Raw genomic sequence first — 20,759 nt, 5'->3', positions numbered from 1 at the left:
CGCGACGATACGCCGGGCGCACGCGGCCATGCAAACCGCCGCTCAAGCTCACGGCTTGCGCGCCTTCAGCGCCTCCAGCGCGGCGAATGGGGAGTCCGTCGCGGCCTGGGGCGAGAACTCGAACTCGGCCCCCGGCCGGCGCGGGAAAGGATCGATCTCCAGGGCCAGGTGCTCGAGCACGATGGCGGCGAGATCGAGATCATGGCCGGCCAGCACGTCGGGCGGGTCCGGGGCGTCGGGATCGTATTCCACCTCGCCGCCCTGCGCGGCGGGGCCATTGGGGCTGCCCGCGGGCACGAGGCGGACCTCGATCTCGCCCGCGAGCGGCTGCTCGAACGGGTCCAGCGTGAGCGAGCAGAGCTGCTCGACCACGGCCGCGAACCGGCCGGTCACCTCGGCGCCGTCGAGCCAGGGGCGGACGGTGAGCTCGGCGGTCAGCGACGGCAGGCTCTCCAGGCCGAGGTCGTGGGCGGCCTTGGATCGTTCGGCGGCGTCGGGCTCGAGCCGCACGTGCAGCGGCGCATGGCCGAGTTCGTGCAGGCGGAGCGGCGCGCGCCAGCTGCGGATCACCGGCTCGCCCATGTCACCTCGCCCGCGAGCAGCGCCGCGAGCGGTTGGGCGGCGAGCGCCGTCCGCTGGGCGAGCACGTAGCCGACCAGCGCCGGCGCCTTGGCGGCGTCTGCGCCGTCATAGACGGTGCGACCGAGCAGCGCAGTCAACGGCGCCTGGTCCGGCAGCGCGGCGATGGCGGCCAGGTACGACTTCACCCGCCCATAGAAGGCCTCGCCCAACCGGCGCATCTTCTTGCCGACCGACAGGTCGCCGACCCCCAGCTCGCGCAAGGCGTCGTCGAGGGCGCTGAGATAGGCGTCGAACAGCGCCTGGCCGGTTTCAGCGGCGGGGTCTTCCACGCCCTGCAGGCGCTCCAGGAGGAGCACGAGGTGCAGGGTGTAGATTTCGAAGCGGCCTTCCACCGTGTCCGGCGCGCCCAGCGCCGCATAGAGCTCCGCCTTGCGCGACTGCTCGACCACGCGGGCGTAGAGCGCACGGCCCGCGGCGTGCGCGGCCCTGGGCCGGAACAGACGATCGATGAGCATGCAAGCCTCGATTTCGTCCAAGGTCGGGACTAAAGGCGGCATTGAACTAAGCGGCGAGCGACGATAGGTCAAAGCCTCTTGCCGCCAGAACGGGCTGGTCCATTGCCGATGTTTCGCCGTATCGCCTTCGCCGCGCTCGCCGCGGGCCTCGTCGCCGCCACGAGCGCCTGCTCGCCCATCGCAAGCTATTCGGGGTTCCAGGCCATCGAGGCCAATCCGAAGGACGTCAAGGTGGGTGTCGACACCAAGTCCACGGTGCGCGGCAAGCTCGGCTCGCCCTCGACCACCTCGACCTTCGATCCGAACATCTGGTTCTACATGAACCAGGTGAAGCATCGGGTCGCGTTCCGCCGTCCGCAGGTGGTGGCCCGCAACATCACCGCCATAGCCTTCAACAAGGACACCGAGATGGTGGAGAGCGTGCACAACTACACGCTGAAGGACGGCAAGGTGATCGCCTACAATGACCGTGAGACGCCGACCCGCGGGCGGGAGATCACCATCCTCGAGCAGATGATCGGCTCAGTGGGCCACTCGATCCTGCCGCCGAACGACGACGAGGGCGTCCCAGGCAACCGCCCCGGCGACCGCCGCGGCCCGTAACGGTCCTTAAGCCGGCGCGAAAAACGCCCCGGAGGTCGCGCTCCGGGGCGTCTTCGTTTCAGCCGGAAGCCGCGCTTAGTGGATCACGCCGTGGAACAGCATGGCGAGCAGCAGCAGGGCCACGATGTTGGTGATCTTGATCATCGGGTTCACGGCCGGGCCGGCCGTGTCCTTGTAGGGATCGCCGACGGTGTCGCCGGTGACCGCGGCCTTGTGGGCGTCGGAGCCCTTGCCCCCGTAGTTGCCCTCCTCGATCAGCTTCTTGGCGTTGTCCCAGGCGCCGCCGCCGGAGGTCATCGAGATGGCGACGAACAAGCCGGTGACGATCACGCCCATCAGCATGGCGCCCAGCGAGGCGAAGGCGTTCACCTTCCCGCCGATCACCCGCATCACGTAGAACAGCACGATCGGCGAGGCGACCGGCAGCAGGGACGGCACGATCATCTCGCGGATCGCCGCCCGCGTCAGGATGTCCACGGCGCGACCGTACTCCGGCTTCACCTCGCCGGTCATGATGCCCGGGTTCTCCCTGAACTGGCGACGCACCTCGGCGACGACGGACTCGGCCGCCCGGCCGACCGCCGTCATGGAGAGCCCGCCGAACAGGAACGGCAGCAGGCCCCCCAGCAGCAGGCCCACGACCACATAGGGATTCGAGAGGTCGAAACGGACCTCGCCGAGGCCGTCGAACACCGAGCCCGCCGGGGCGTTGGCCGCGAAGAACTTGAGGTCGGAGGTGTAGCACGCGAACAGCACCAGGGCGCCCAGCCCCGCCGAGCCGATCGCATAGCCCTTGGTCACCGCCTTGGTGGTGTTGCCGACCGCATCGAGCGCGTCGGTGGAGACCCGGACCTCGGGCGGCAGGCCGGCCATCTCGGCGATGCCGCCGGCGTTGTCGGTCACCGGCCCGAAGGCGTCGAGCGCCACGATGAAGCCGGCCAGCGACAGCATCGCGGTGGTGGCGATGGCGATGCCGAACAGGCCCGCCAGGCTGTAGGCGATCAGGATTCCGACCACGATGGTGAGCGCCGGAAGCGCTGTGGACTCCAGCGATATCGCCAGGCCCTGGATGACGTTGGTGCCGTGGCCCGAGACCGAGGCCTTGGCCACCGACTTCACCGGCCGGAAGCCGGTGCCGGTGTAGTACTCGGTGATGACCACGATGGCCGCGGTGACGCCCAGGCCCACCACGCCGCACCAGAACAGGCTCATGGCGTCGAACGTGAGGTCGCCCACCGTGACAGGGGCGGTGACCAGCCGGTTGGTGACGAACCACAGGGCGATGATCGACAGCACGCCGGTGACGATCAGGCCGCGGTAGAGGGCGCCCATGATGTTCCTCGAGCGGCCGAGGCGGACGAAGAAGGTGCCGATGATCGAGGTCACGATGCAGACGCCGCATATCGCCAGCGGCAGCAGCATCATGTCGCCGACCACCGGCTGGCCGCGGAAGAAGATCGCCGCCAGCACCATGGTGGCGACCGTGGTCACGGCATAGGTCTCGAACAGGTCGGCGGCCATGCCCGCGCAGTCCCCGACGTTGTCGCCCACGTTGTCGGCGATGGTCGCGGCGTTGCGGGGATCGTCCTCCGGAATGCCGGCTTCGACCTTGCCCACCATGTCGCCGCCGACGTCGGCGCCCTTGGTGAAGATGCCGCCGCCGAGGCGGGCGAAGATGGAGATCAGCGAGGCGCCGAAGCCCAGCGCCACCAGGCTGTCGATCACGTCGCGGCTGGTCGGATCATAGCCCAGGGCGCCGGTCAGGACGGTGTAGTAGACCGACACGCCCAGCAGCGCGAAACCCGCCACCAGCATGCCGGTGACGGCCCCGGAGCGGAACGCCATCGAGAGCCCCTTCTCGAGGCCCTCGGAGGCCGCTTGCGCGGTCCGCACGTTGGCGCGCACGCTGATCAGCATGCCGGCGAAGCCGGCCGCGCCGGACAGGACCGCCCCGATGAAGAAGCCGGCGGCCGCCAACGGACCGATCAGCGCTGCGACGATGATCAGGATGACGACGCCGACGATGCCGATCGTGGTGTATTGCCGCCGCAGGTAGGCTTGCGCCCCTTCCTGGATCGCGGCCGCGATCTCCTGCATCCGGGCCGTGCCGGCGGAGGCCCGAAGCAGCGCGCTCGACTGAACGGCGCCATAGAGCACCGCCAGCACCCCGGCTGCGATCACCAATGTCAGCGTAAGACCCATATCGTGCGCTTCCCTCTCCGCGCGGAAGGCGAACCGCGGGCGCGAAACGCGTCCCCCGGTCCTGTCCCAGCCCAAGTTTCCCGAATTCAGGGGCGCGAAGGACCGCGCCCCGAAAAGCGGCGCGATTAGTGCCAAAGTTGATCCGCGGGCGCAACCGGCGGGGGATAAGCTTCGTCAGGTTCTGACGATTTTCAGGATCGGGGGTTCGCCAGCCGGTGCTGCGGAGCCTGCGACGTGACCACCACCGACCGCACCACGCCCGGTCCCACGATGGCCGCGGCCTCTCGCATCATCGCCGCGCAGAGCCGCGAATCGTCGATGCGGTTCACGTCGCCCGGCACGGAGAACGGGCTGCGGTGGGCGCTGCGCACCAGGGCGTCGCGGAAGTAGGGCTCCTTCTCCCTGAGCCGCAGGGCGTCGGCGTTGGGCGCGAGGTTCAGGCGCAGATAGACGAACACGTAGTTCACCAGCTGCCCATGCGAGACGACCGGCAGACCCACGGGCAGGATGTCGACGTATTGGCCGACCTCGGCGGGCGCGGCGGCGGCGGGCGCGGCGAGGGTCAGGGACAGGGCGGCGGCGATCGCGATTCGTCGGAGCATGCGGCCAGTTTCGCGCCCGCGGGTTTCCGCAAGGTTGAAGTGCGTCCGCGGGGGCGACGCGCTTGGAACGGTGCTATGCTTGCGCCAACGCAGACGTGAGAGCAGCGGGGATGCTTCTCGATCGACGCCAGGCTGGCCTTGGGCTGCTCAGCGCTGCGGGGATGCTCGCGCCTGGCCTCGCCTGGGGCCAGACGGGCCAGCCACCGGCCGCGCCGGCGACGCCGGATGACCAGCCCACCCAGCTGCAGACCGAGCCCGATCCGTTCAAGCACCTGCTCGCGCCGGTCAGGATCAACAAGCAGGGCCCGTTCCAATTCCTGATCGACACCGGCGCCAACGTGAGCTGCATCTCGCACGCGGTGGCCGAGACCCTTGCGCTGCCGCCGGATCAGCCGACCCCGGTGCATACGCCGGTCGGCGTGCGCGTGCGGCCAAGCGTCCTGATCGAGCGGCTGGACGTCGGCGCGCGGACGCGGCGGCGGGTGCGGACCCCGATCTTCCCCGGGCTGGGAAAAGGCATCGACGGCGTGCTCGGCGTCGACTGGCTGGGCGGCCAGAGGCTGGCGCTGGACTTCAAGGCCAACCGCCTGGAGATCACGCGCTCCCGGGACGAGGTCCCCCTGCTGAACCGGGTGATCGTGCCGGCCCGACGCCGGCTTGGCCAGCTCACCATCGTCGACGCCGACCTCGGCGGTCATCGGATCAGCGCGATGATCGACTCCGGCTCGCAGGCGACGATCTGCAACACGCCGCTGCGCGATCTCGTGACTGCGATGGAAAGCGGCCGGCCCGACCACCAGCCGCACTATCAGGTCAAGCTCGAGACGTTGGCCGGCGAGCCGTTCAGCGGCGAAATGTTCTACCTGCCGTTCCTCAAGCTCGGAGGCCTGCAGCTCGGCAACGTTCCGACGGTCCATGCCGAGACGCACATCTTCGAGCTTTGGGGCCTGAAGACGACGCCGGCCGTGGTGCTGGGGATGGACCTGCTCACCCAGTTCCAGGCGGTGGCGCTGGACTATGGCCGTTCGCGGGTGCGCTTCGACCTGGTCTGAGTTCGGCCGCGGGGGTCCGGGATGCGGCCAGGGCGCGGCCCTCGGCGCGGATCCGTATGACCAGCACGCCGGCGTTGAGCGCCGAGAACACAGCGGCATAGATCGGCAGGTGGAAGACCAGCGGCAGCACGGCGATCTCGCCCACCACCACGGCGTAGTTGGGATGCGGGAACAGGCGATACGGTCCGCGCCGCACCAGGGGCTCGCCGGGCAGGCTGATGATCCGGGTTGTCCACCGCGCGCCCAGGCTGAGCAGCGTCCAGGCGCGCAGGGCCTGCAGGACCAGGTACGCCGCGAGCCAGCCGAGGTCGGCCGCACGGTCCCACGCCAACAGCCACAGTCCGGCCAGCCAGGCGGCGTGCAGCGCGACGATCAGCGGATAGTGCCGGGCGCCCACTTCGACGCCGCCGCGCGCCAGCAACCGGGCCGTGTTGCGCCGGGCGATCGCCAGCTCGCCGAGGCGTTGCAGGCTCACCAGCGCGAGGATCGCGACGGAGAGCGTCATGCCGCAAGCAGCGTCACCGTGCTGGCCGTGAACCCCGGCCCCAGGGCCGACAACGCCGAGCGGCGAGGCAAGCCCTTCTGGCGCATGCGGTCGAGGATGAAGAGCACGGTCGGCGCCGACATGTTGCCGTGCTCGGCTAGGATCTCGCGTTCGACGTCGAGCGCGCCCTGGCCGAGGTCCAGCGCCCCCTCGAGCGCCTCGATCACCTTCGCCCCCCCGGGATGGCAGATGAAGCGATCGATATCTTCCATCGCCAGGCCCTGCGCCTGCAGCATGGCTTGCATCGCCGGCCGCAGCATCTTCTGCACGAACGACGGCACGCTCTGGCTGAGGACCACGCCCAGGCCGAGATCGTCCATCCGCCAGCCCATGATGTCGAGACTGTCCGGCCAGGTGTGCTCGGCGAATCCCGCCACCTGCAGGAAGCCGCTGTCGCCGGTCCGCAGCACGCAGGCCGCCGCGCCGTCGCCGAACAGGGCGGTGGCGACGATGTCGGTGGCGTTCACCACGTCGTTGCGGAAGGCGAGCGTGCAAAGCTCGACCGTCACGAACAGCACGGTCGCGCCAGGCTGGGCGGCCGCCAGCCGGGCGGCGAGCGCCAGGCCGGTCGCCCCACCGGCGCAGCCCACCCCGAACAGCGGCACCCGCGCGGCGTCCGGCCGGAAGCCCAGGCGGTTCATCGCGCGGGCCTCCAGCGAGGGGGTGGCGACGCCGGTCGTGGAGGCGGTGACGATGATGTCGACATCGGCCCCGCCCAGACCCGCACCCGCGAGCGCCTTCTCGGCGGCCTGGCTGAACAGCTCGAGCGCGCCTTCGAGATAGGTGGCGCTGCGCTCCGGCAGGCTGCGGGGCTGCAGGTACCACTCGATCGGCCGCACGGCCTGGCGACGCCGCACGCCGGCGTTGTCGAACACCGTGGCCAGCCGCTCGACCAGCGGAAAGCGCTCACGGAACTCTTCGACGACGATGTCGCGCACCTCGTCCTGGATGAGCTCGTGGGCCGGCGAGGCGGTTGCGAGCGAAATCAGCCCGACGGATGGCGGCATGGAGGGCTCCGCTGGAAGGCTTGGCCGCAGCGGAACCCCCGGCCACCGCCGTTGTTCCGCTTCAACCTAGAGGTGGCGCCAACCTCCGGCGCCCGGATCGACGGTTCGCGCCCCCACCCTAACTTCGACGCCTGACGCTGTCGTGACGTTTCCGATCCGGGTGAAGCCGGGCATCTCCGCTCCCGCCGGCGCGGTGCAGACGATCTCGTAATCGTCGCCGCCGGTCGCCAGGCGCAGGCGCGCGGCGGCGCGGTCCGGCTGCCGGCGCAGCCATGCGCGGGCGGCCCCGGAGAGCGGCGCCAGGTCGAGGTCCAGCACCAGCCCCACGCCGCTCGCCTGCGCGATGTGGGCCGCGTCGGCGACCAGGCCGTCGGAAACGTCGGCCGCCGCGGTGGCGTGGGCCCACAGCACGTCGCGCAGGTCCAGCCGCGGCCTCGGACGCCGGTAGCGTTCGATGAGCTCTCCGCTTGCATCGTCGAGATCGCCCTTGGCGACCGCGAGGCCCAGCGCGCCGTCGCCGATGGTCCCGCTGACCCAGACGGCCTCGCCCGCCCGCGCGCCGGCGCGGCGCAGCATCCGGCCCTCGGGAACCCAGCCCATGGCCGTCAGGCTGGCCCAGAACGGTCCGGGCGTGACCACCGTGTCGCCGCCCAGCAGATCGAGCCCGAAAGTCTGCAGATCCTCCCCCAGCCCCGCGGCGAAGGCCGCCCGTTCGCCGGACCCGAAGCGGCTCGACCAGGCGACGGCGAGAAACGCGGCGAATGGCTCGGCGGCCTTGGCGGCGAGGTCGGAAAGGTTCACCCGCACCAGCTTCTGCGCCAGCAGCGCGGGCGCCTCTCCCGCCGGCGCGTGCACCCCCTCGACGATCGCGTCCTTGGTGACCACCAGGTCGAAACCCGGCCGGCCCGCCACGACAGCGGCGTCGTCGAGCAGGTCGAAGGCGCCGGCCGCGCCGCGGCTCAGCGGACGGAACAGCCGCGCGATCTCGCCGAATTCATCCGTGGCGGACATCCTGGGCCACCGCATCCAGCGCGCCGTTGACGAAGCCGGGCTCGGGCCCCTCGAAGAATGACTTGGCGAGCTCGACATATTCGTCGATGGCCACCTCGGTCGGCACATCCGGACGGTGCGCGAGCTCATAGGCGCCCCCGCGCAGCATGGCGCGAACCGTGGCGTCGATGCGATCCAGGCGCCAGCCGGCCGCAAGGCGCCGGGCGATGGCGGCGTCGATCTCGCCCTGGTGGGCGACCACGCCACGAACGACGTCGGCGAAGAACGCCTCGTCGGCCGAGGCGAGCGTCGCGCCTTCGGCGGCGTCCGGCAGGTCGCGGTCGAAGCGATGCTCGTTGAACTCGCGGATCACCGTCTCCGCGCCGGCGCCGGAGACCTCCATCTGATAAAGCGCCTGGACCGCGGCGAGCCGGGCCACCGAGCGCGCCTGCTTGCCCGGCGCGCTCATCGCCGGCCGCCCCCGAGCAGCTGCTGTTTCAGCGCGACCATCGCCAGGGCGGCGCGGGCCGCCCCGCCGCCCTTGTCGCCCTCCGAAGGTTGCGCCCGGGCGAGCGCCTGGGCCTCGTCCTCGACGGTCAGGATGCCGTTGCCGATCGCCAGCCGGCGGCCGACCGCGAGATCCATGACCCCGCGCGCGCTCTCGTTCGAGACGAGCTCGAAATGGTATGTCTCGCCGCGGATCACCGTGCCGAGCGCCACATAGCCGTCGTAGCGCGCACCGCCCGCCGGCCGGTGGCCGCCCTCTTCGGCGAAGGCGATGGCGGCGGGGATTTCCAGCGCGCCGGGGACGGTGACCACGTCATATTCCGCGCCGAAGGCGTCCAGCACCGACTTGGCGCCGGTCAGCAGCAGGTCGGCGAGGTGGTCGTAGAAGCGGGCCTCCACGATCAGGATGCGGATCTTGTCGTCGCTCATCGCGGCTTCGTCCTCGCGCGGCCAGGCGGCGATCCGCTTTAGGCTGTTTCGCGCCAGCGGGCGAGATAGCGCGCCAGCATGTCGATCTCCAGGTTGACCCGGGCGCCGGCAGTCAGTTCGCCCAGCGTCGTGACGTCCCAGGTGTGCGGGATCAGGTTCACCCCGAACACGTCGTCGGCAACGTCGTTGACCGTCAGCGACACGCCCTCGATGGTGATCGAGCCCTTCGGCGCGATGAAGCGGTGCAGCGGCCTTGGCGCGCGGATCCGCACCCGGTGCGAGCCGCCTTCGCTCTCGACCGACAGCACCTCGCCGATCCCGTCCACATGGCCGGAGACGATATGGCCGCCGAGCTCGTCGCCAACCCTGGCGGCGCGCTCCAGGTTGACGCGGCGCCCCTCGGTCCAGGCGCCGAGGGTCGAAACCGCCAGCGTCTCGCCCGACACCTCCACGGCGAACCAGCTCTCGCCTTTCTCCACCACGGTCAGGCAGCAGCCTGCGTGATTGATCGAGGCGCCGATCGCCACGTCCGCCAGATGGAAGCTGGTCTCGATCTCGAAGCGGCGGTCGCGGTTGGTGTCGCGCACCGCCCGCACGCGGCCCACATCGGTGACGATGCCGGTGAACATCAGGCCTTCTCGTAACGCTCCCAGAGGTCGGGACCGAGCTCGCGAACCTCCACCCGCCGGAAATGGGGCGCGCTCGCCAGCGCCGCAATGGCGAGCGCGCCGACGCCCGGGCGCCCCTCGCCGCCGATCACCACCGGCGCACGGAACCACTCGAGCGCGTCCACCAGGCTGCCGCGCAGGAAGCTCGCCGCCACCTGGCCCCCGCCCTCGACGAACAGGCGCGCCAGGCCCTCGGCGGCAAGCGCGGCCACCACCGTCTTCAGCTCGGGGCGGTCCTCGCCCACCGCACGGACCTGCAGGACGCGCACGCCGGCCGCCGTGAGATGCGCCTCGGGCGACGTGGTCGTGACCACGTAGGTGGGGACCTCGCGGGCGGCGGCGACCAGCTTGCACTCGGGGCGGAGCCTCTGACGGCTGTCCAGGACCACGCGCGCCGGCTGACGGCCGTTGTAGCCGGCCAGCCGAACGGTGAGCTCCGGATCGTCCGCCAGCGCCGTCTCGACGCCCACCACCACCGCATCGTGCGCCGCGCGCAGGCGGTGGACCTGCTCCCGCGCCGACGCGCCGGTGATCCAGCGGCTCTCCCCCGAGCCGGTCGCGATGCGCCCGTCGAGCGAGGTGGCGAGCTTGAGGGTGATCATCTTCCTTCCCTTAATCGGGGGGGAAGGGCCGCGCCAGCGGCGAGGGTGCGGAGGAGTCAGCGCTCGTCGGCCGCCGCCAAGCCTTCTTCGCCCAGGAACTTGGCGAAGTCCTGCGTCTCGCGGAAGTCGCGGTAGACGGAGGCGTAGCGAACATAGGCCACGTCATCCAGCTGCTTGAGGTGCTTCATGACGAGCTCGCCCACCGCCGAGGACGGCAGCTCCGTCTCGCCCATGCTTTCCAGCTGGCGGACGATCGCCGAGATCATCCGCTCGACCTGCTCGGGGTCCACAGGGCGCTTGCGGATGGCGATGGCGACCGAGCGCGCCAGCTTGTCGCGATCGAACGGCGTGCGCCGGCCCGAACGCTTGACGATGGTCAGCTCGCGCAGCTGGACGCGCTCGAAGGTGGTGAAGCGGCCGCCGCACTCGGGACAGAGCCGGCGGCGGCGAATGGCGGCCCCGTCCTCGGACGGACGGCTGTCCTTGACCTGGCTTTCGGCGTGGCCGCAGAACGGGCAGCGCATGATTTAGCCCCCCTCGCGGCACTAAACGCTATTAGGTGTAGATGGGGAAGCGCTTCGTGAGTTGAAGGACTTCGCCGCGGACCTTCGCCTCGACGCCGGCGTTGTCGCCGCCGGCCTTCAGGCCGTCCAGCACCTCGCCGATCCACTTGCCGATCTGGCGGAATTCCGCGGGTCCGAAGCCGCGGGTCGTGCCGGCGGGCGAGCCCACCCTCAGGCCCGAGGTCTGCACCGGCGGCAGCGGGTCGAAGGGGATGCCGTTCTTGTTGGTGGTGATGCCGGCCCGCTCCAGCGCCACCTCGGCCTCTGCGCCGGTGACCCCTTTCGGAGTCAGGTCGACCAGCAACAGGTGGCTGTCGGTGCCGTTCGAGACGATCTTGAAGCCCGCCGACTGCAGGCTATCGGCGAGCGCGCGGGCGTTGTCGATCACCGCCTGGGCGTAGAGCTTGAACTCCGGCTTCAGCGCCTCGGCGAACGCCGCGGCCTTGGCGGCGATGACGTGCATCAGCGGGCCGCCCTGCAGCCCGGGGAACACCGCGCTGTCGATCTTCCTGGCGAGCTTCTTGTCATTGGTCAGGATCATGCCGCCGCGCGGTCCGCGCAGGGTCTTGTGCGTGGTCGTCGTCACGATCTGGGCGTGCGGGAACGGGTTCGGATAGACGCCCGCCGCCACCAGGCCCGCATAGTGGGCGATGTCGGCCATCACGATCGCGCCCACCTTGTCGGCGATCTCCCGGAAGCGGGCGAAGTCGATGTGCCGCGAATAGGCGCTGCCGCCGGCGATGATGACCAGCGGGCGCTCGGCCAGCGCCACTTCCTCCGCCTGGTCGTAGTCGATCAGATGGTCCTGGGGGCGGACCCCGTAGTGCACCGGCCGGAACCACTTGCCCGACTGGTTGATGTTCTTGCCGTGGGTGAGGTGGCCGCCGGCCGCCAGGTCCATGCCCATGAAGGTGTCGCCTGGGACCATGGTGGCCATGAACACCGCCTGGTTCGCCTGGCTGCCGGAGTGCGGCTGCACATTGGCGAACTCGCAGCCGAACAGCCGCTTGGCCCGCGCCTGCGCCAGCCGTTCGGCCTCGTCGACCACCTCGCAGCCGCCGTAGTAGCGCTTGCCCGGATAGCCCTCGGCGTACTTGTTGGTGAGCACCGAGCCCTGCGCCTGCAGCACAGCCTTGGAGACGATGTTCTCCGAGGCGATCAGCTCGATCTGGTCCTGCTGGCGCTTGAGCTCCGCGTCGAGCACGCCGGCGAGCTCCGCATCGCTCCGCTCGATGCCGTCGGCGAAGAAGTCGTGGGTGTCGGGCTGGGCTTGCACGTGCAGGGTCAAGGTGGGCCTCTCGGCAGGCGTTGAGTCTCTTCGGCGAGGAGAGCGCTGTTTACCCTTATCCGCCACGGCTTCCAACGCCGCGCGGGAACGAACGCCGAAGTGTCGCGTTCCTCGGCTAGCCCGGGGTGTAAGCGAAAGCGTGCGCCGTGGTGCGGCGTGCAAAACGAAGATGGGGCTGCAGATGAGCGTTGGACCCGGACCCGAAGGCCATTCGGGCGAGGAGCTGCTACGACTGGGAGCCGAGATCGTCGCCGCTTACGTCAGCCGCAATTCGGTGGCGGCCGAGGCCGTTCCAGACATCATCCGCACCGTCCACCAGACGCTGGAGAGCATCACCCGCGGCGCCCCTGCGCCGAGCGACGAGCGGCCTAAGCCGGCGGTGCCGGTCGGCAAGTCCGTGCAGCACGACTATATCGTTTGCCTCGAGGACGGAAAGCGGCTGAAGATGCTCAAGCGCTATCTTCGGTCCCGCTACAACATGAGCCCCGACGAATACCGCCGTCGCTGGAACCTGCCGCCGGACTATCCGATGGTGGCGCCGGCCTATGCGGCCCGGCGCTCGGCGTTCGCCAAGCAGATCGGCCTGGGGCGCGGCGTGCGCAGGCGCAAGGCATGAGCGTGCTGCATCCGGACGGGGCCCTGCGGCCATTCAACAAGTCGGGCTACGAGATCCTCGACGACGGGGTGGAGCGCGGCGAACTGGTCATCTGGTCGGTGAACCCTGTCCAGCCCAGAGTCGGCGACACCTTGCTGATCGAGAGCGGCGGCCTTCCCTACGACGCGGCGGTAGATGAGGTGCGCTCCTTCAAGGGCGGCTGGAGCGCCACCTGCAGCGTCGAGCCGCTGGCCGATTAGGCGGCGACGCCGCCCACCCGCTTGATGTTGCAGCGGACCCAGAGCGCCTCGAGGGCGGCGGTCAGCTCATCCATCATCTCGTCGGTGTGCGCCGGAGACGGCGTGAAGCGCAGCCGCTCGGTGCCGCGCGGCACGGTGGGGTAGTTGATCGGCTGCACGTAGATCCCGTGATCCGCCAGCAAGATGTCGGAGACCATCTTGCAGTGGACCGGATCGCCCACCAGCACCGGCACGATGTGGCTGACCGACGGCATGACCGGAAGGCCGGCCTTGGCGAGCTTCGCCTTCAACGCCGCGGCGCGCGCCTGGTGGATGACGCGCACCTCATCGTGTTCCTTGAGCCAGCGGATCGAGGCGGCCGCTCCCGCGGCCAGGGCCGGCGGGATGGAGGTCGTGAAGATGAAGCCGTCGGCGTAGCAGCGGATCGCATCGACGATCACCGCATCGGCGGCGATGTAGCCGCCCATCACGCCGAACGCCTTGCCGAGCGTGCCTTCGACGATGTCGATCTCGGCCATCACGCCGTCGCGCTCGGCCACGCCGGCGCCGCGCGGGCCGTACATGCCGACCGCATGCACCTCGTCGAGGTAGGTCATCGCGCCGTACCTCTTGGCCAGCGCCACGGTGCCGGCCATGTCGGCGATGTCGCCGTCCATGGAATAGACGCTCTCGAAGGCGACCACCTTGGGCGCATCGGCCGGCGCGGCGGCCAGCAGTTCCTCCAGGTGCGCCAGGTCGTTGTGGCGAAACACATGGCGCTCGCAGCGCGCGCCGCGGATGCCGGAGATCATCGAATTGTGATTCAGCGCGTCGGAGAAGATGATCACGCCCGGCAGGATCTTCGACAGCGTCGAGAGCGTCGCCTCGTTGGAGACGTAGCCGGAGGTGAAGAGCAGCGCCGCCTCCTTCTGGTGCAGGTCGGCGAGCTCGCGCTCGAGCTCCACATGGTAGCGTGTGGTGCCGGAGATGTTGCGGGTGCCGCCCGAGCCTGAGCCCGCCTCCTCGATCGCCTCACGCATGGCGTCGAGCACGACGGGGTTCTGGCCCTGGCCGAGGTAGTCGTTGGAACACCACACCACCACGTCCTGCTGGCGCCCGTCAGGGCGGGTCCAGGTGGCGTGCGGAAACTCTCCCCGATGCCGCTTCAGATCGGCGAAGACGCGGTAGCGGCCCTCGGCTCGGACCTTCTCGAGGGCGGCGCGGAACGCGGAACGATAATCCATCGACCTCACTGCCGCCCGGACGGTCGACGATCTCGCGCCCGAAGCGGTTCCCCTGTGACGACGGGCTTTTTGGCGCCGCACGCCGCACATGTCTACCTGACCGCGCCGCGTGGGCGGCTTGATCCTGCTCAATATGGTCCTGACGCGATCGGTTCGGAAGCCAGGAAAACGACCGCGTGCGCGAGATTACGTCCGCAATGCGTGATCGGAAGCGAGGCGGCCCCGGAACAGTTCGAGGATGGCGGAGAAGTCCTTGCCGCCGTATCCGAGGCGATCGAACAGGGCGTAGAGCCCCTCGGCCGTGGCGCCCAAGGGCGCCGCGGCGCCCGAACGGGCGGCGGCCTCCTGCGCGAGCTTCAGGTCCTTCAGCATCATCGCGGTGGCGAAGCCGCCTTCATAGCCGCGGTTGGAGGGCGCGGCGGGAACCGGGCCCGGCCAGGGGCAGTAGCTCGTCAGGCTCCAGCACTGGCCGGAGGACTGCGAGGAGATCTCGAAGAATTTCAGCGGATCCAGGCCCAGCCTCTCGGCGAGCGCGAGCGCTTCGCAGACGCCGATCATCGAGACGCCGAGCACCATGTTGTTGCAGATCTTGGCGGCCTGTCCGGCGCCGTGATCGCCGGCGCGGACCGTCACCCGGCTCATCGGCTTCAGGGCTTCCTCGATCGCCGGGAAATCTGGCTCGTCGCAGCCCACCATGAAGGCGAGCGTTCCGGCGTCGGCGGCCGCCGTCCCGCCCGAGACCGGCGCGTCGGCGAAGCGGAACCCGCTCGCCTTGGCCTGGGCGGCGACCGCACGAGCGCTCTCGACGTCGATGGTCGAGCAGTCGATCAGCAGCGCCGACCTGGGCGCCTGCGGCAGCACCTCCTCCGCATAGACCTGCCGCACGTGCGATCCGGCCGGCAGCATGGTGATGACGGCTTCAGCCTCGGCGACCGCCTCGGCCACCGACCCCACCGCCTCGCAGCCGGCGGCGGCGGCCCTCTCGATCGCCGGCTTCGAGAGGTCGTAGGCCATGACCCGCCGCTGCGCCTTGGCCTGGTTTGCGGCCATTCCGCCGCCCATGTTGCCCAGGCCAATGAACGCGATGCGGGTCATGGCAAACTCCTAAGCGAATACACTGACCTGTTACGGTTTACGGAACTTGTAGATGAACTGATCCGTGTGGTGGCGGATCGAGGGATCGAAGACGTTCTTGTCGTGCGGATCGGCGGGGTTCGCCAGGATTTTGCTCTCGCGTTGGAACTTGAAACCCGCGGCCTCGACCTCCTTGCGCACGACCGCCGGGTCGATCCGGTGCAAGGTGTGGGTGACGTTCGGATCGCCGGGCAGCGCCACGTGATCGAGCACGATATACTCGCCGCCGGGCTTCAGCGCGTTGAAGACGCTCTTGTTGAACGCCGCCATGTCGAAGTTCGGGATGTTGTGCAGGTCGTGATAGTTCTGCGCCGTGAACACGATGTCGGCCGGGTTCGGCACGGCAAGCGCCGCCGGCGAGGCCTTGATCGGTTTTACGTTGGAATAGGCCGGCTCAGCCGCCAGCTTCTCGATCGCGGGGGTCGGCGTCGGCTTGGCGGGATCGCTCGACGGCCGCGGCGGCGGATAGACCGCGTACACCGTCCCCTTCGGCCCCACCGCCTTGGAGAGCAGGCGGGTGAAGTAACCGCCGCCGGGGATGAGTTCGACGACGGTCATGCCAGGCTTCACGCCCACGAAGTCGAGCGTCTCGGCGGGCTTGCGCGCCGCATCGAGGGCGGTGTCGGCCGCCGGGCGGCCCTTGTCGGCGACGGCGGCGGTGATGTTGGCGGCGGGCTTGGCCATCACCGCGCCTGCGGAGAGCGCCGCGGCCACGACGGCCGTCAGCAGGAGCTTGGATTTCATCGCGATGTTCCTCCCAGGGCGATCCTTTGAAGTCGCCCTGCGGTCAAGGTAGGGGCGACCAGGCCTGACCGGAAGCCAGGCTTGCGAAAATGCCGTCGACGGCCGCCTCGCTCACGTCCTCCAGGCGGGCCGGCGCCCAGTTCGGCGCATTGTCCTTCTCGACGATGACCGCGCGCACGCCTTCCAGGAAATCGTGACCCACCGTCAGACGGTGGGCGATGCGATACTCCATCTCCATCACCTCGGCGAAGCTGGTCGCCTTGGCGCCGAGCTGCAGCTGGCGGAAGGCGACCTTCAGGCTGAGCGGCGACTTGGCGGCGATCGCGCCCGCTTGCTCGCGCGCCCAGTCGCTGTCGGCGCCCTGCAGCGCGCGCACGATCGCTTCGACGCTGTCGCCGGCGAACAGCTGAGAGATCTCGTCCTGGTGCGCGGCGAGCGCCGGCCGGCCGGCGTCGGCCTCGAACTCGGTGAGCAGGGTCTCCAGCGCCGCGGGATCGGCGATGATGGCCGTCTTCAGCGCCTCCAGCTTGGCCGCCTCCACATAGTCGGTGATCACGCCCAGCAGCTCGCAGTCGGCCGCTCGGATGCGCGCCCCGGTGAGCGCCAGCCACAGGCCGATGTGGTCGGGCATCCGCGCGAGATACCAGCTGCCGCCGACGTCCGGAAACAGGCCGATGCCGGTCTCCGGCATGGCGAAGACGGTCCGCTCGGTCCCGACCCGGAACCTGACCGGGCGCGCCACGCCGACGCCGCCGCCCATCACCACCCCGTCCATGAAGGCCACGACGTGCTTCGGATAATGGAACAGCAGGTGGTCGAGCCGGTACTCGGTGAAGAAGAACTCCCGCGCGGCGATCCCGTCGCCGGCGCCGCTCTCGGCCAGCGTGCGGATGTCGCCGCCGGCGCAGAAGCCGCGCTCGCCCGAATGATCGAGCATCACGATCGCGACGGCCGGATCGATCCGCCAGGCGGTGAGCGCTGCGATCATCTCGCGGCACATGGTCGTGGTGAGGGCGTTGAGGGCCTGCGGCCGGTTCAGCGTCAGCCGCCCGACCTCGCCCTCGACCCGGACGATGACCTCCGGGCCTTCGCTCATCGGTAAAGCTCCCGGGCGATGATCACGCGCATGATCTCGTTGGTGCCTTCCAGGATCTGGTGGACGCGAAGGTCGCGCACGATCCGCTCCAGGGGGAAGTCCTTCAGGTAGCCGTAACCGCCGTGCAGCTGCAGGGCCTGGTTGGCGATCTCGAAACCGGCGTCGGTGGCGAACCGCTTGGCCATGGCGCAGTACTGCGTGGCCTTGGGGTTCTGCAGATCGAGGGCGTGAGCCGCCCGGCGCACCATCAGGCGCGAGGCGTCGAGGTCGGTCGCCATGTCCGCGAGCCGCCACTGCAGCCCCTGGAACTCCCTGAGCGGCCGGCCGAACTGTCTGCGGCTGTCGAGATAGGCCTTCGCCGTCTCCAGGGCGAACCCTGCGCCGCCCAGCGAGCAGGAGGCGATGTTGATCCGCCCGCCGTCCAGGCCGGCCATTGCGAACTTGAAGCCCTCCCCCTCGTCGCCGATGCGATTGGCCGCCGGCGCCCGGCAGCCGTCAAAATTCACCTGAGCGGTGGGCTGGGCGTTCCAGCCCATCTTGCGTTCCTGCGCCCCGAAGGAGAGCCCCGGCCAACCCTTCTCGACGACGAAGGCCGAGACGCCGCCGGCCCCCTCTCCGCCCGTGCGCGCCATCACGACGTAGATGTCCGAGACGCCTCCGCCGGAGATGAACGCCTTCGCGCCGTTCAGCACATAGTCGTCGCCGTCCCTCCTCGCGGTGGTCGTCAGCGCCGCGGCGTCCGACCCGGAGCCCGGCTCGGTCAGACAGTAGGAGGCGATCAGCTCCATCCGCGTCAGCCGCGGGAGGTAGCGCCGGCGAAGCTCGTCCGCACCGAACCGGTCGATCATCCACGACGCCATGTTGTGGATCGAGATGAACGCCGCCGTGGTGACGTCGCCATATGCGAGCTGCTCGAAGACGATCGAGGCATCGAGGCGGGAGAGCGCCGAGCCGCCGACATCCTCGCGCACATAGAGCCCCGCGAAGCCCAATTCGGCCGCCTTGCGCAGCACGTCGGCGGGAAAGTGCTTCTCCTCGTCCCAGCGGGCGGAATTCGGCGCGAGCTCGGCTTCGGCGAAGGCGCGAGCCGCGTCCTCGATCGCCCGCTGATCGTCCGTCAGGCTGAAGTCCATGGCCGTCGCCCGTGCCTCCGCCGCGCGGCCAAGTCAATCGTCGACCTTGCGCCGCGGGCCGCGATGCGCGACAGGCGCTGGCATGACCAGGGCGCCGCTCGCCAGCTATCCAGCGCTCCGTCTGCGGCGCCTTCGCCAGGCCGACTGGATTCGGCGGCTGGTGCGCGAGACGGTGCTGACGCCTGCCGACCTGATCTGGTCGATGGTGATCCACGAGGGCGAGGGACAGGTCCCGGTCGGCTCGATGCCCGGGATCGCGCGGCTGTCGGTCAAGGAGGCCGCCGCCGCCGCCAGGCAGGCGAAGGCCCTGGGAATTCCGGCCATCGCCGTCTTCCCGCACATCGACGGCGCCAAGAAGGATGCTCAGGGCACCGTCGCGCTCGATCCCGATGGATTGGTCGCCCGGGCGGTCAAGGCGATGAAGGACGCAGCCCCCGAGGTCGGGATCATGTGCGACGTCGCGCTCGATCCCTTCACCGAGCATGGCCACGACGGAATCGTCCAGTCCGGACGGATCGACAACGACGCCACCGTCGAGCAGCTGGTCGCGCAGGGCTTGATGCAGGCGCGGGCCGGCTGCGACATCCTCGCGCCCTCGGACATGATGGACGGCCGTTGCGGCGCGCTGCGCCAGGCGCTCGAGACAGAGGGGCTGCAGGACGTGATGATCATGTCCTACGCGGCCAAGTACGCCTCGGCCTTTTACGGGCCCTACCGCGAGGCGATCGGCTCGGGAACGCTCGGCACGGGCTCGATCGAGAACCCGGCGGACAAGAAGACCTACCAGATGGATCCGGCCAATTCCGACGAGGCGCTCCGCGAGGTGGCCCTCGACATCGCCGAGGGCGCCGACATGATCATGGTCAAGCCTGGCCTGCCCTATCTGGACATCGTGCGCCGCGTCGTCGAGGCGTTCGCGCTGCCCACCTTCGCCTTCCAGGTCTCGGGCGAGTACGCCATGCTGATCGCGGCGGCCCAGAACGGCTGGCTCGACGAGGAGCGGGCCATCCTCGAATCCCTGGGCGCGTTCAAGCGCGCCGGGGCGGCCGGCGTGATCACCTACTTCGCGCCGCGCGCGGCGCGGATGCTGGGCGCATAAGCCCGATTTTCCGCTCGCCGAGCGCGCAGCCTAGCTAGGCTTCGCGACATGCCTCTCCGCCGGCTCGCCGCCCCCCTGCTCGCCCTGCAGCAGGACATGCTGGCCGTCATGCTGCCGGACCTGTTCATCCGATTCGGCGAGAAGGCGAAGGCGGCCGAGGCGAAGCGGAGCCAGCCTTAGCCCGCGTCTCCGCCGGCGCCGCGAGCGGCCGGAAAAAGCAACTCTGCTTCGCCTTGACCAGCTTGCTGCAGGCGTCTTCGGCCGCCTGGGCGCTCGCCAGACCCTCCAGGCGCGCGGTGAATCGCTTCCTTCCGCTGATGTCGGTCATGTCCAGCCGCACCGTCAGGCCCTCGGCCAGGGGGCCGAGCGTCTCGCGGGCCTTGTCCAGAGCCTTGCGGGCGGCGGCTTCGGAAGGGCCACGGGTGATCTGCAGGAAATAGCGCTCGCCCGGCTTGGCTGCGGCCACGGCCCCAGGCGGAGACGCCGACGGCGCCGCGGCCTCCGGAGCGATGTCGACGACCTGCTGGATGGGCGCAGCCTTGTCGTCGGCCTTGTCGTCGGTCTTGGCGTCGGGCTTGTCGGACTTCGCGGCCGCCTTTTCGGCTGGCGGCGGCAGCGGCGGCAGCTCGACGACCCGCGGCAGCGGCGATGCGGCCGCAACGTCCGTGGACTTATGGGGGCTGGACACCTTCGCCGGCAGGGGCGCGCCCCGCAGCGGCCAGGCGAACGCCGCGTCGCAGGCCGCCGCGACCAGCCTGGAGTCCGGCTCCGACGGCTTGGGCGTGCTCCAGTCGGCGTCCGGCGATCCCACGACGGGGCGCCCTTGCCGGTTGCGGTCCGGGTAGCTGGCGCTGCGGATCACCTTCAGGCGGCTGCGCTTGCAGTCGACGAGCAGGTTCGCCTCCCAGGACTGGAAGCCGTGCGCCCGGCCCCAGCCGTTGTCGTACGCCTCGGTCCGGACCAGGACGATGACCTCGCCGGTGGGCGAGGGCGGACCGAGCGGCTCGAGGCTGTAGACGTTTTCCGGGCCCACGACCGCGATCTGGGACGGCATAAGATCGGTCGTCTGCGACACCCATGCCGCGAGCGCCGAGCCGGCCGGCGGACCGGCGAGAGCCGCACCAGGGAACAGGGCGGCGAGCAGCGCCCCCTCGAGTCTGTACAGGAGCTTGGCCATGCGAACCTGCTAACCGAGGTTCGCTAAGGTCCGCTTAACCAGCCCTGGCCATCGCGCGCCTCAGGTCGTGAAATAGGCGCTCGCCTCGGCGTGGCCCGGCAGGTTGATCATCTGGACGAAGCGCAGCCCGATCTTCTCCAGCAC

At 69.9% G+C, this 20,759-nt stretch carries 24 protein-coding genes; 5 read left to right on the top strand and 19 right to left on the bottom strand.

Features of this window, described 5'->3' with window-relative positions; all coding sequences use genetic code 11:
* Positions 1-48: 48 nt before the first annotated feature.
* Both Q0W60_RS07860 and Q0W60_RS07855 read right to left on the bottom strand, forming a co-directional pair.
* Positions 49-582: a DUF177 domain-containing protein gene (locus Q0W60_RS07860; RefSeq protein WP_297694281.1), complete on the bottom strand. Its 534-nt coding sequence runs from the start codon at positions 580-582 to the stop codon at positions 49-51.
* Positions 567-1,097, bottom strand: a complete 531-nt coding sequence (locus Q0W60_RS07855) for a ubiquinol-cytochrome C chaperone family protein (protein ID WP_297694280.1) — start codon at positions 1,095-1,097, stop codon at positions 567-569. Before Q0W60_RS07855 ends, Q0W60_RS07860 begins: the two co-directional genes overlap by 16 nt.
* A gap of 108 nt (positions 1,098-1,205) precedes the next feature.
* On the opposite strand from Q0W60_RS07855, the gene bamE reads away from it, so the two are divergent.
* Positions 1,206-1,700, top strand: coding sequence for an outer membrane protein assembly factor BamE (gene bamE / locus Q0W60_RS07850; RefSeq protein WP_297694278.1), 495 nt, complete (start codon positions 1,206-1,208; stop codon positions 1,698-1,700).
* A gap of 75 nt (positions 1,701-1,775) precedes the next feature.
* Here bamE and Q0W60_RS07845 read toward each other — a convergent pair whose 3' ends face one another.
* Both Q0W60_RS07845 and Q0W60_RS07840 read right to left on the bottom strand, forming a co-directional pair.
* Positions 1,776-3,902: a sodium-translocating pyrophosphatase gene (locus Q0W60_RS07845; protein WP_297694277.1), complete on the bottom strand. Its 2,127-nt coding sequence runs from the start codon at positions 3,900-3,902 to the stop codon at positions 1,776-1,778.
* 191 nt (positions 3,903-4,093) lie between these two features.
* A complete protein-coding gene (locus Q0W60_RS07840) occupies positions 4,094-4,504 on the bottom strand; it encodes a hypothetical protein (RefSeq protein ID WP_297694275.1) in 411 nt (136 codons plus the stop codon).
* A 110-nt stretch (positions 4,505-4,614) separates the two neighbouring features.
* On the opposite strand from Q0W60_RS07840, the gene Q0W60_RS07835 reads away from it, so the two are divergent.
* A complete protein-coding gene (locus Q0W60_RS07835; RefSeq protein WP_297694273.1) occupies positions 4,615-5,556 on the top strand; it encodes a retroviral-like aspartic protease family protein in 942 nt (313 codons plus the stop codon).
* Here Q0W60_RS07835 and Q0W60_RS07830 read toward each other — a convergent pair.
* From Q0W60_RS07830 to glyA, 9 genes are all read right to left on the bottom strand, one after another.
* Positions 5,492-6,061: an isoprenylcysteine carboxylmethyltransferase family protein gene (locus Q0W60_RS07830; RefSeq protein WP_297694271.1), complete on the bottom strand. Its 570-nt coding sequence runs from the start codon at positions 6,059-6,061 to the stop codon at positions 5,492-5,494. The genes Q0W60_RS07835 and Q0W60_RS07830 overlap by 65 nt on opposite strands.
* Positions 6,058-7,107 (bottom strand): 3-oxoacyl-[acyl-carrier-protein] synthase III C-terminal domain-containing protein, encoded by a 1,050-nt coding sequence (locus tag Q0W60_RS07825; protein ID WP_297694269.1) that lies wholly within the window; start codon positions 7,105-7,107, stop codon positions 6,058-6,060. Before Q0W60_RS07825 ends, Q0W60_RS07830 begins: the two co-directional genes overlap by 4 nt.
* A 66-nt stretch (positions 7,108-7,173) precedes the next feature.
* The gene (thiL, locus tag Q0W60_RS07820) at positions 7,174-8,118 is read right to left on the bottom strand and encodes a thiamine-phosphate kinase (RefSeq protein WP_297694267.1); all 945 of its coding nucleotides are present in this window, start codon (positions 8,116-8,118) and stop codon (positions 7,174-7,176) included.
* Positions 8,102-8,566: a transcription antitermination factor NusB gene (nusB, locus tag Q0W60_RS07815; protein ID WP_297694265.1), complete on the bottom strand. Its 465-nt coding sequence runs from the start codon at positions 8,564-8,566 to the stop codon at positions 8,102-8,104. Before nusB ends, thiL begins: the two co-directional genes overlap by 17 nt.
* Positions 8,563-9,033, bottom strand: a complete 471-nt coding sequence (ribH, locus tag Q0W60_RS07810) for a 6,7-dimethyl-8-ribityllumazine synthase (RefSeq protein WP_297694263.1) — start codon at positions 9,031-9,033, stop codon at positions 8,563-8,565. Before ribH ends, nusB begins: the two co-directional genes overlap by 4 nt.
* Positions 9,034-9,071: 38 nt before the next feature.
* Entirely contained in the window at positions 9,072-9,662 is a 591-nt protein-coding gene (locus tag Q0W60_RS07805) for a riboflavin synthase (protein WP_297694261.1), read from the bottom strand.
* Positions 9,662-10,303: a RibD family protein gene (locus tag Q0W60_RS07800; protein ID WP_297694259.1), complete on the bottom strand. Its 642-nt coding sequence runs from the start codon at positions 10,301-10,303 to the stop codon at positions 9,662-9,664. Before Q0W60_RS07800 ends, Q0W60_RS07805 begins: the two co-directional genes overlap by 1 nt.
* 56 nt (positions 10,304-10,359) lie before the next feature.
* On the bottom strand, positions 10,360-10,827 hold the full coding sequence (nrdR, locus tag Q0W60_RS07795; protein WP_297694257.1) for a transcriptional regulator NrdR: 468 nt from the start codon (positions 10,825-10,827) through the stop codon (positions 10,360-10,362).
* Positions 10,828-10,858: 31 nt separating this feature from the next.
* Positions 10,859-12,100 (bottom strand): serine hydroxymethyltransferase, encoded by a 1,242-nt coding sequence (glyA, locus tag Q0W60_RS07790; protein ID WP_297694336.1) that lies wholly within the window; start codon positions 12,098-12,100, stop codon positions 10,859-10,861.
* A gap of 235 nt (positions 12,101-12,335) precedes the next feature.
* On the opposite strand from glyA, the gene Q0W60_RS07785 reads away from it, so the two are divergent.
* Together Q0W60_RS07785 and Q0W60_RS07780 are read left to right on the top strand one after the other, a co-directional pair.
* On the top strand, positions 12,336-12,770 hold the full coding sequence (locus Q0W60_RS07785; protein WP_297694255.1) for a MucR family transcriptional regulator: 435 nt from the start codon (positions 12,336-12,338) through the stop codon (positions 12,768-12,770).
* Positions 12,767-13,009 carry a hypothetical protein gene (locus tag Q0W60_RS07780; RefSeq protein WP_297694253.1) on the top strand — a complete coding sequence of 81 codons (243 nt, stop codon included), beginning with the start codon at positions 12,767-12,769 and terminating at the stop codon, positions 13,007-13,009. Before Q0W60_RS07785 ends, Q0W60_RS07780 begins: the two co-directional genes overlap by 4 nt.
* Here the strand turns inward: Q0W60_RS07780 and hemA are convergent.
* The 5 genes from hemA to Q0W60_RS07755 form a co-directional block, all read right to left on the bottom strand.
* The gene (gene hemA, locus Q0W60_RS07775; protein WP_297694251.1) at positions 13,006-14,232 is read right to left on the bottom strand and encodes a 5-aminolevulinate synthase; all 1,227 of its coding nucleotides are present in this window, start codon (positions 14,230-14,232) and stop codon (positions 13,006-13,008) included. The genes Q0W60_RS07780 and hemA overlap by 4 nt on opposite strands.
* A 186-nt stretch (positions 14,233-14,418) precedes the next feature.
* Positions 14,419-15,327 (bottom strand): 3-hydroxyisobutyrate dehydrogenase, encoded by a 909-nt coding sequence (mmsB, locus tag Q0W60_RS07770; protein ID WP_297694249.1) that lies wholly within the window; start codon positions 15,325-15,327, stop codon positions 14,419-14,421.
* 30 nt (positions 15,328-15,357) lie between these two features.
* Positions 15,358-16,110 carry a methyltransferase gene (locus tag Q0W60_RS07765; protein WP_297694247.1) on the bottom strand — a complete coding sequence of 251 codons (753 nt, stop codon included), beginning with the start codon at positions 16,108-16,110 and terminating at the stop codon, positions 15,358-15,360.
* A 43-nt stretch (positions 16,111-16,153) separates the two neighbouring features.
* Complete coding sequence (locus Q0W60_RS07760; protein WP_297694245.1) at positions 16,154-17,206, bottom strand: enoyl-CoA hydratase/isomerase family protein; 1,053 nt, start codon at positions 17,204-17,206, stop codon at positions 16,154-16,156.
* On the bottom strand, positions 17,203-18,339 hold the full coding sequence (locus tag Q0W60_RS07755) for an isobutyryl-CoA dehydrogenase (protein WP_297694243.1): 1,137 nt from the start codon (positions 18,337-18,339) through the stop codon (positions 17,203-17,205). Before Q0W60_RS07755 ends, Q0W60_RS07760 begins: the two co-directional genes overlap by 4 nt.
* 82 nt (positions 18,340-18,421) lie before the next feature.
* Here Q0W60_RS07755 and hemB point away from each other — a divergent pair, with 82 nt between their 5' ends.
* Entirely contained in the window at positions 18,422-19,438 is a 1,017-nt protein-coding gene (gene hemB / locus Q0W60_RS07750) for a porphobilinogen synthase (RefSeq protein ID WP_297694242.1), read from the top strand.
* Positions 19,439-19,562: 124 nt separating this feature from the next.
* On the opposite strand, the gene Q0W60_RS07745 is transcribed toward hemB, so the two are convergent.
* Positions 19,563-20,615: an SPOR domain-containing protein gene (locus Q0W60_RS07745; protein ID WP_297694240.1), complete on the bottom strand. Its 1,053-nt coding sequence runs from the start codon at positions 20,613-20,615 to the stop codon at positions 19,563-19,565.
* Positions 20,616-20,759: the final 144 nt, after the last annotated feature.

The organism is Phenylobacterium sp., assembly GCF_025934275.1.
Classification (GTDB): domain Bacteria; phylum Pseudomonadota; class Alphaproteobacteria; order Caulobacterales; family Caulobacteraceae; genus Phenylobacterium.
The sequence above is the reverse complement of the archived record's forward strand: the minus strand, read 5'-3'. Positions and strand labels throughout refer to the sequence as shown.

Bases quoted from the DNA above. Each gene is read 5' to 3' on its own strand.
- Q0W60_RS07855 (WP_297694280.1), bottom strand. From the start codon at position 1,097: ATGCTCATCGATCGTCTGTTCCGGCCCAGGGCCGCGCACGCCGCGGGC.
- Q0W60_RS07840 (WP_297694275.1), bottom strand. From the start codon at position 4,504: ATGCTCCGACGAATCGCGATCGCCGCCGCCCTGTCCCTGACCCTCGCC.
- nusB (WP_297694265.1), bottom strand. From the start codon at position 8,566: ATGAGCGCGCCGGGCAAGCAGGCGCGCTCGGTGGCCCGGCTCGCCGCG.
- hemB (WP_297694242.1), top strand. From the start codon at position 18,422: ATGACCAGGGCGCCGCTCGCCAGCTATCCAGCGCTCCGTCTGCGGCGC.
- Q0W60_RS07860 (WP_297694281.1), bottom strand. From the start codon at position 582: ATGGGCGAGCCGGTGATCCGCAGCTGGCGCGCGCCGCTCCGCCTGCAC.
- thiL (WP_297694267.1), bottom strand. From the start codon at position 8,118: ATGTCCGCCACGGATGAATTCGGCGAGATCGCGCGGCTGTTCCGTCCG.
- mmsB (WP_297694249.1), bottom strand. From the start codon at position 15,327: ATGACCCGCATCGCGTTCATTGGCCTGGGCAACATGGGCGGCGGAATG.
- Q0W60_RS07835 (WP_297694273.1), top strand. From the start codon at position 4,615: ATGCTTCTCGATCGACGCCAGGCTGGCCTTGGGCTGCTCAGCGCTGCG.
- Q0W60_RS07800 (WP_297694259.1), bottom strand. From the start codon at position 10,303: ATGATCACCCTCAAGCTCGCCACCTCGCTCGACGGGCGCATCGCGACC.
- Q0W60_RS07780 (WP_297694253.1), top strand. From the start codon at position 12,767: ATGAGCGTGCTGCATCCGGACGGGGCCCTGCGGCCATTCAACAAGTCG.
- Q0W60_RS07830 (WP_297694271.1), bottom strand. From the start codon at position 6,061: ATGACGCTCTCCGTCGCGATCCTCGCGCTGGTGAGCCTGCAACGCCTC.
- ribH (WP_297694263.1), bottom strand. From the start codon at position 9,033: ATGAGCGACGACAAGATCCGCATCCTGATCGTGGAGGCCCGCTTCTAC.
- Q0W60_RS07765 (WP_297694247.1), bottom strand. From the start codon at position 16,110: ATGAAATCCAAGCTCCTGCTGACGGCCGTCGTGGCCGCGGCGCTCTCC.
- Q0W60_RS07805 (WP_297694261.1), bottom strand. From the start codon at position 9,662: ATGTTCACCGGCATCGTCACCGATGTGGGCCGCGTGCGGGCGGTGCGC.
- Q0W60_RS07825 (WP_297694269.1), bottom strand. From the start codon at position 7,107: ATGCCGCCATCCGTCGGGCTGATTTCGCTCGCAACCGCCTCGCCGGCC.
- Q0W60_RS07755 (WP_297694243.1), bottom strand. From the start codon at position 18,339: ATGGACTTCAGCCTGACGGACGATCAGCGGGCGATCGAGGACGCGGCT.
- bamE (WP_297694278.1), top strand. From the start codon at position 1,206: ATGTTTCGCCGTATCGCCTTCGCCGCGCTCGCCGCGGGCCTCGTCGCC.
- hemA (WP_297694251.1), bottom strand. From the start codon at position 14,232: ATGGATTATCGTTCCGCGTTCCGCGCCGCCCTCGAGAAGGTCCGAGCC.
- Q0W60_RS07760 (WP_297694245.1), bottom strand. From the start codon at position 17,206: ATGAGCGAAGGCCCGGAGGTCATCGTCCGGGTCGAGGGCGAGGTCGGG.
- Q0W60_RS07845 (WP_297694277.1), bottom strand. From the start codon at position 3,902: ATGGGTCTTACGCTGACATTGGTGATCGCAGCCGGGGTGCTGGCGGTG.
- nrdR (WP_297694257.1), bottom strand. From the start codon at position 10,827: ATGCGCTGCCCGTTCTGCGGCCACGCCGAAAGCCAGGTCAAGGACAGC.
- Q0W60_RS07785 (WP_297694255.1), top strand. From the start codon at position 12,336: ATGAGCGTTGGACCCGGACCCGAAGGCCATTCGGGCGAGGAGCTGCTA.
- Q0W60_RS07745 (WP_297694240.1), bottom strand. From the start codon at position 20,615: ATGGCCAAGCTCCTGTACAGACTCGAGGGGGCGCTGCTCGCCGCCCTG.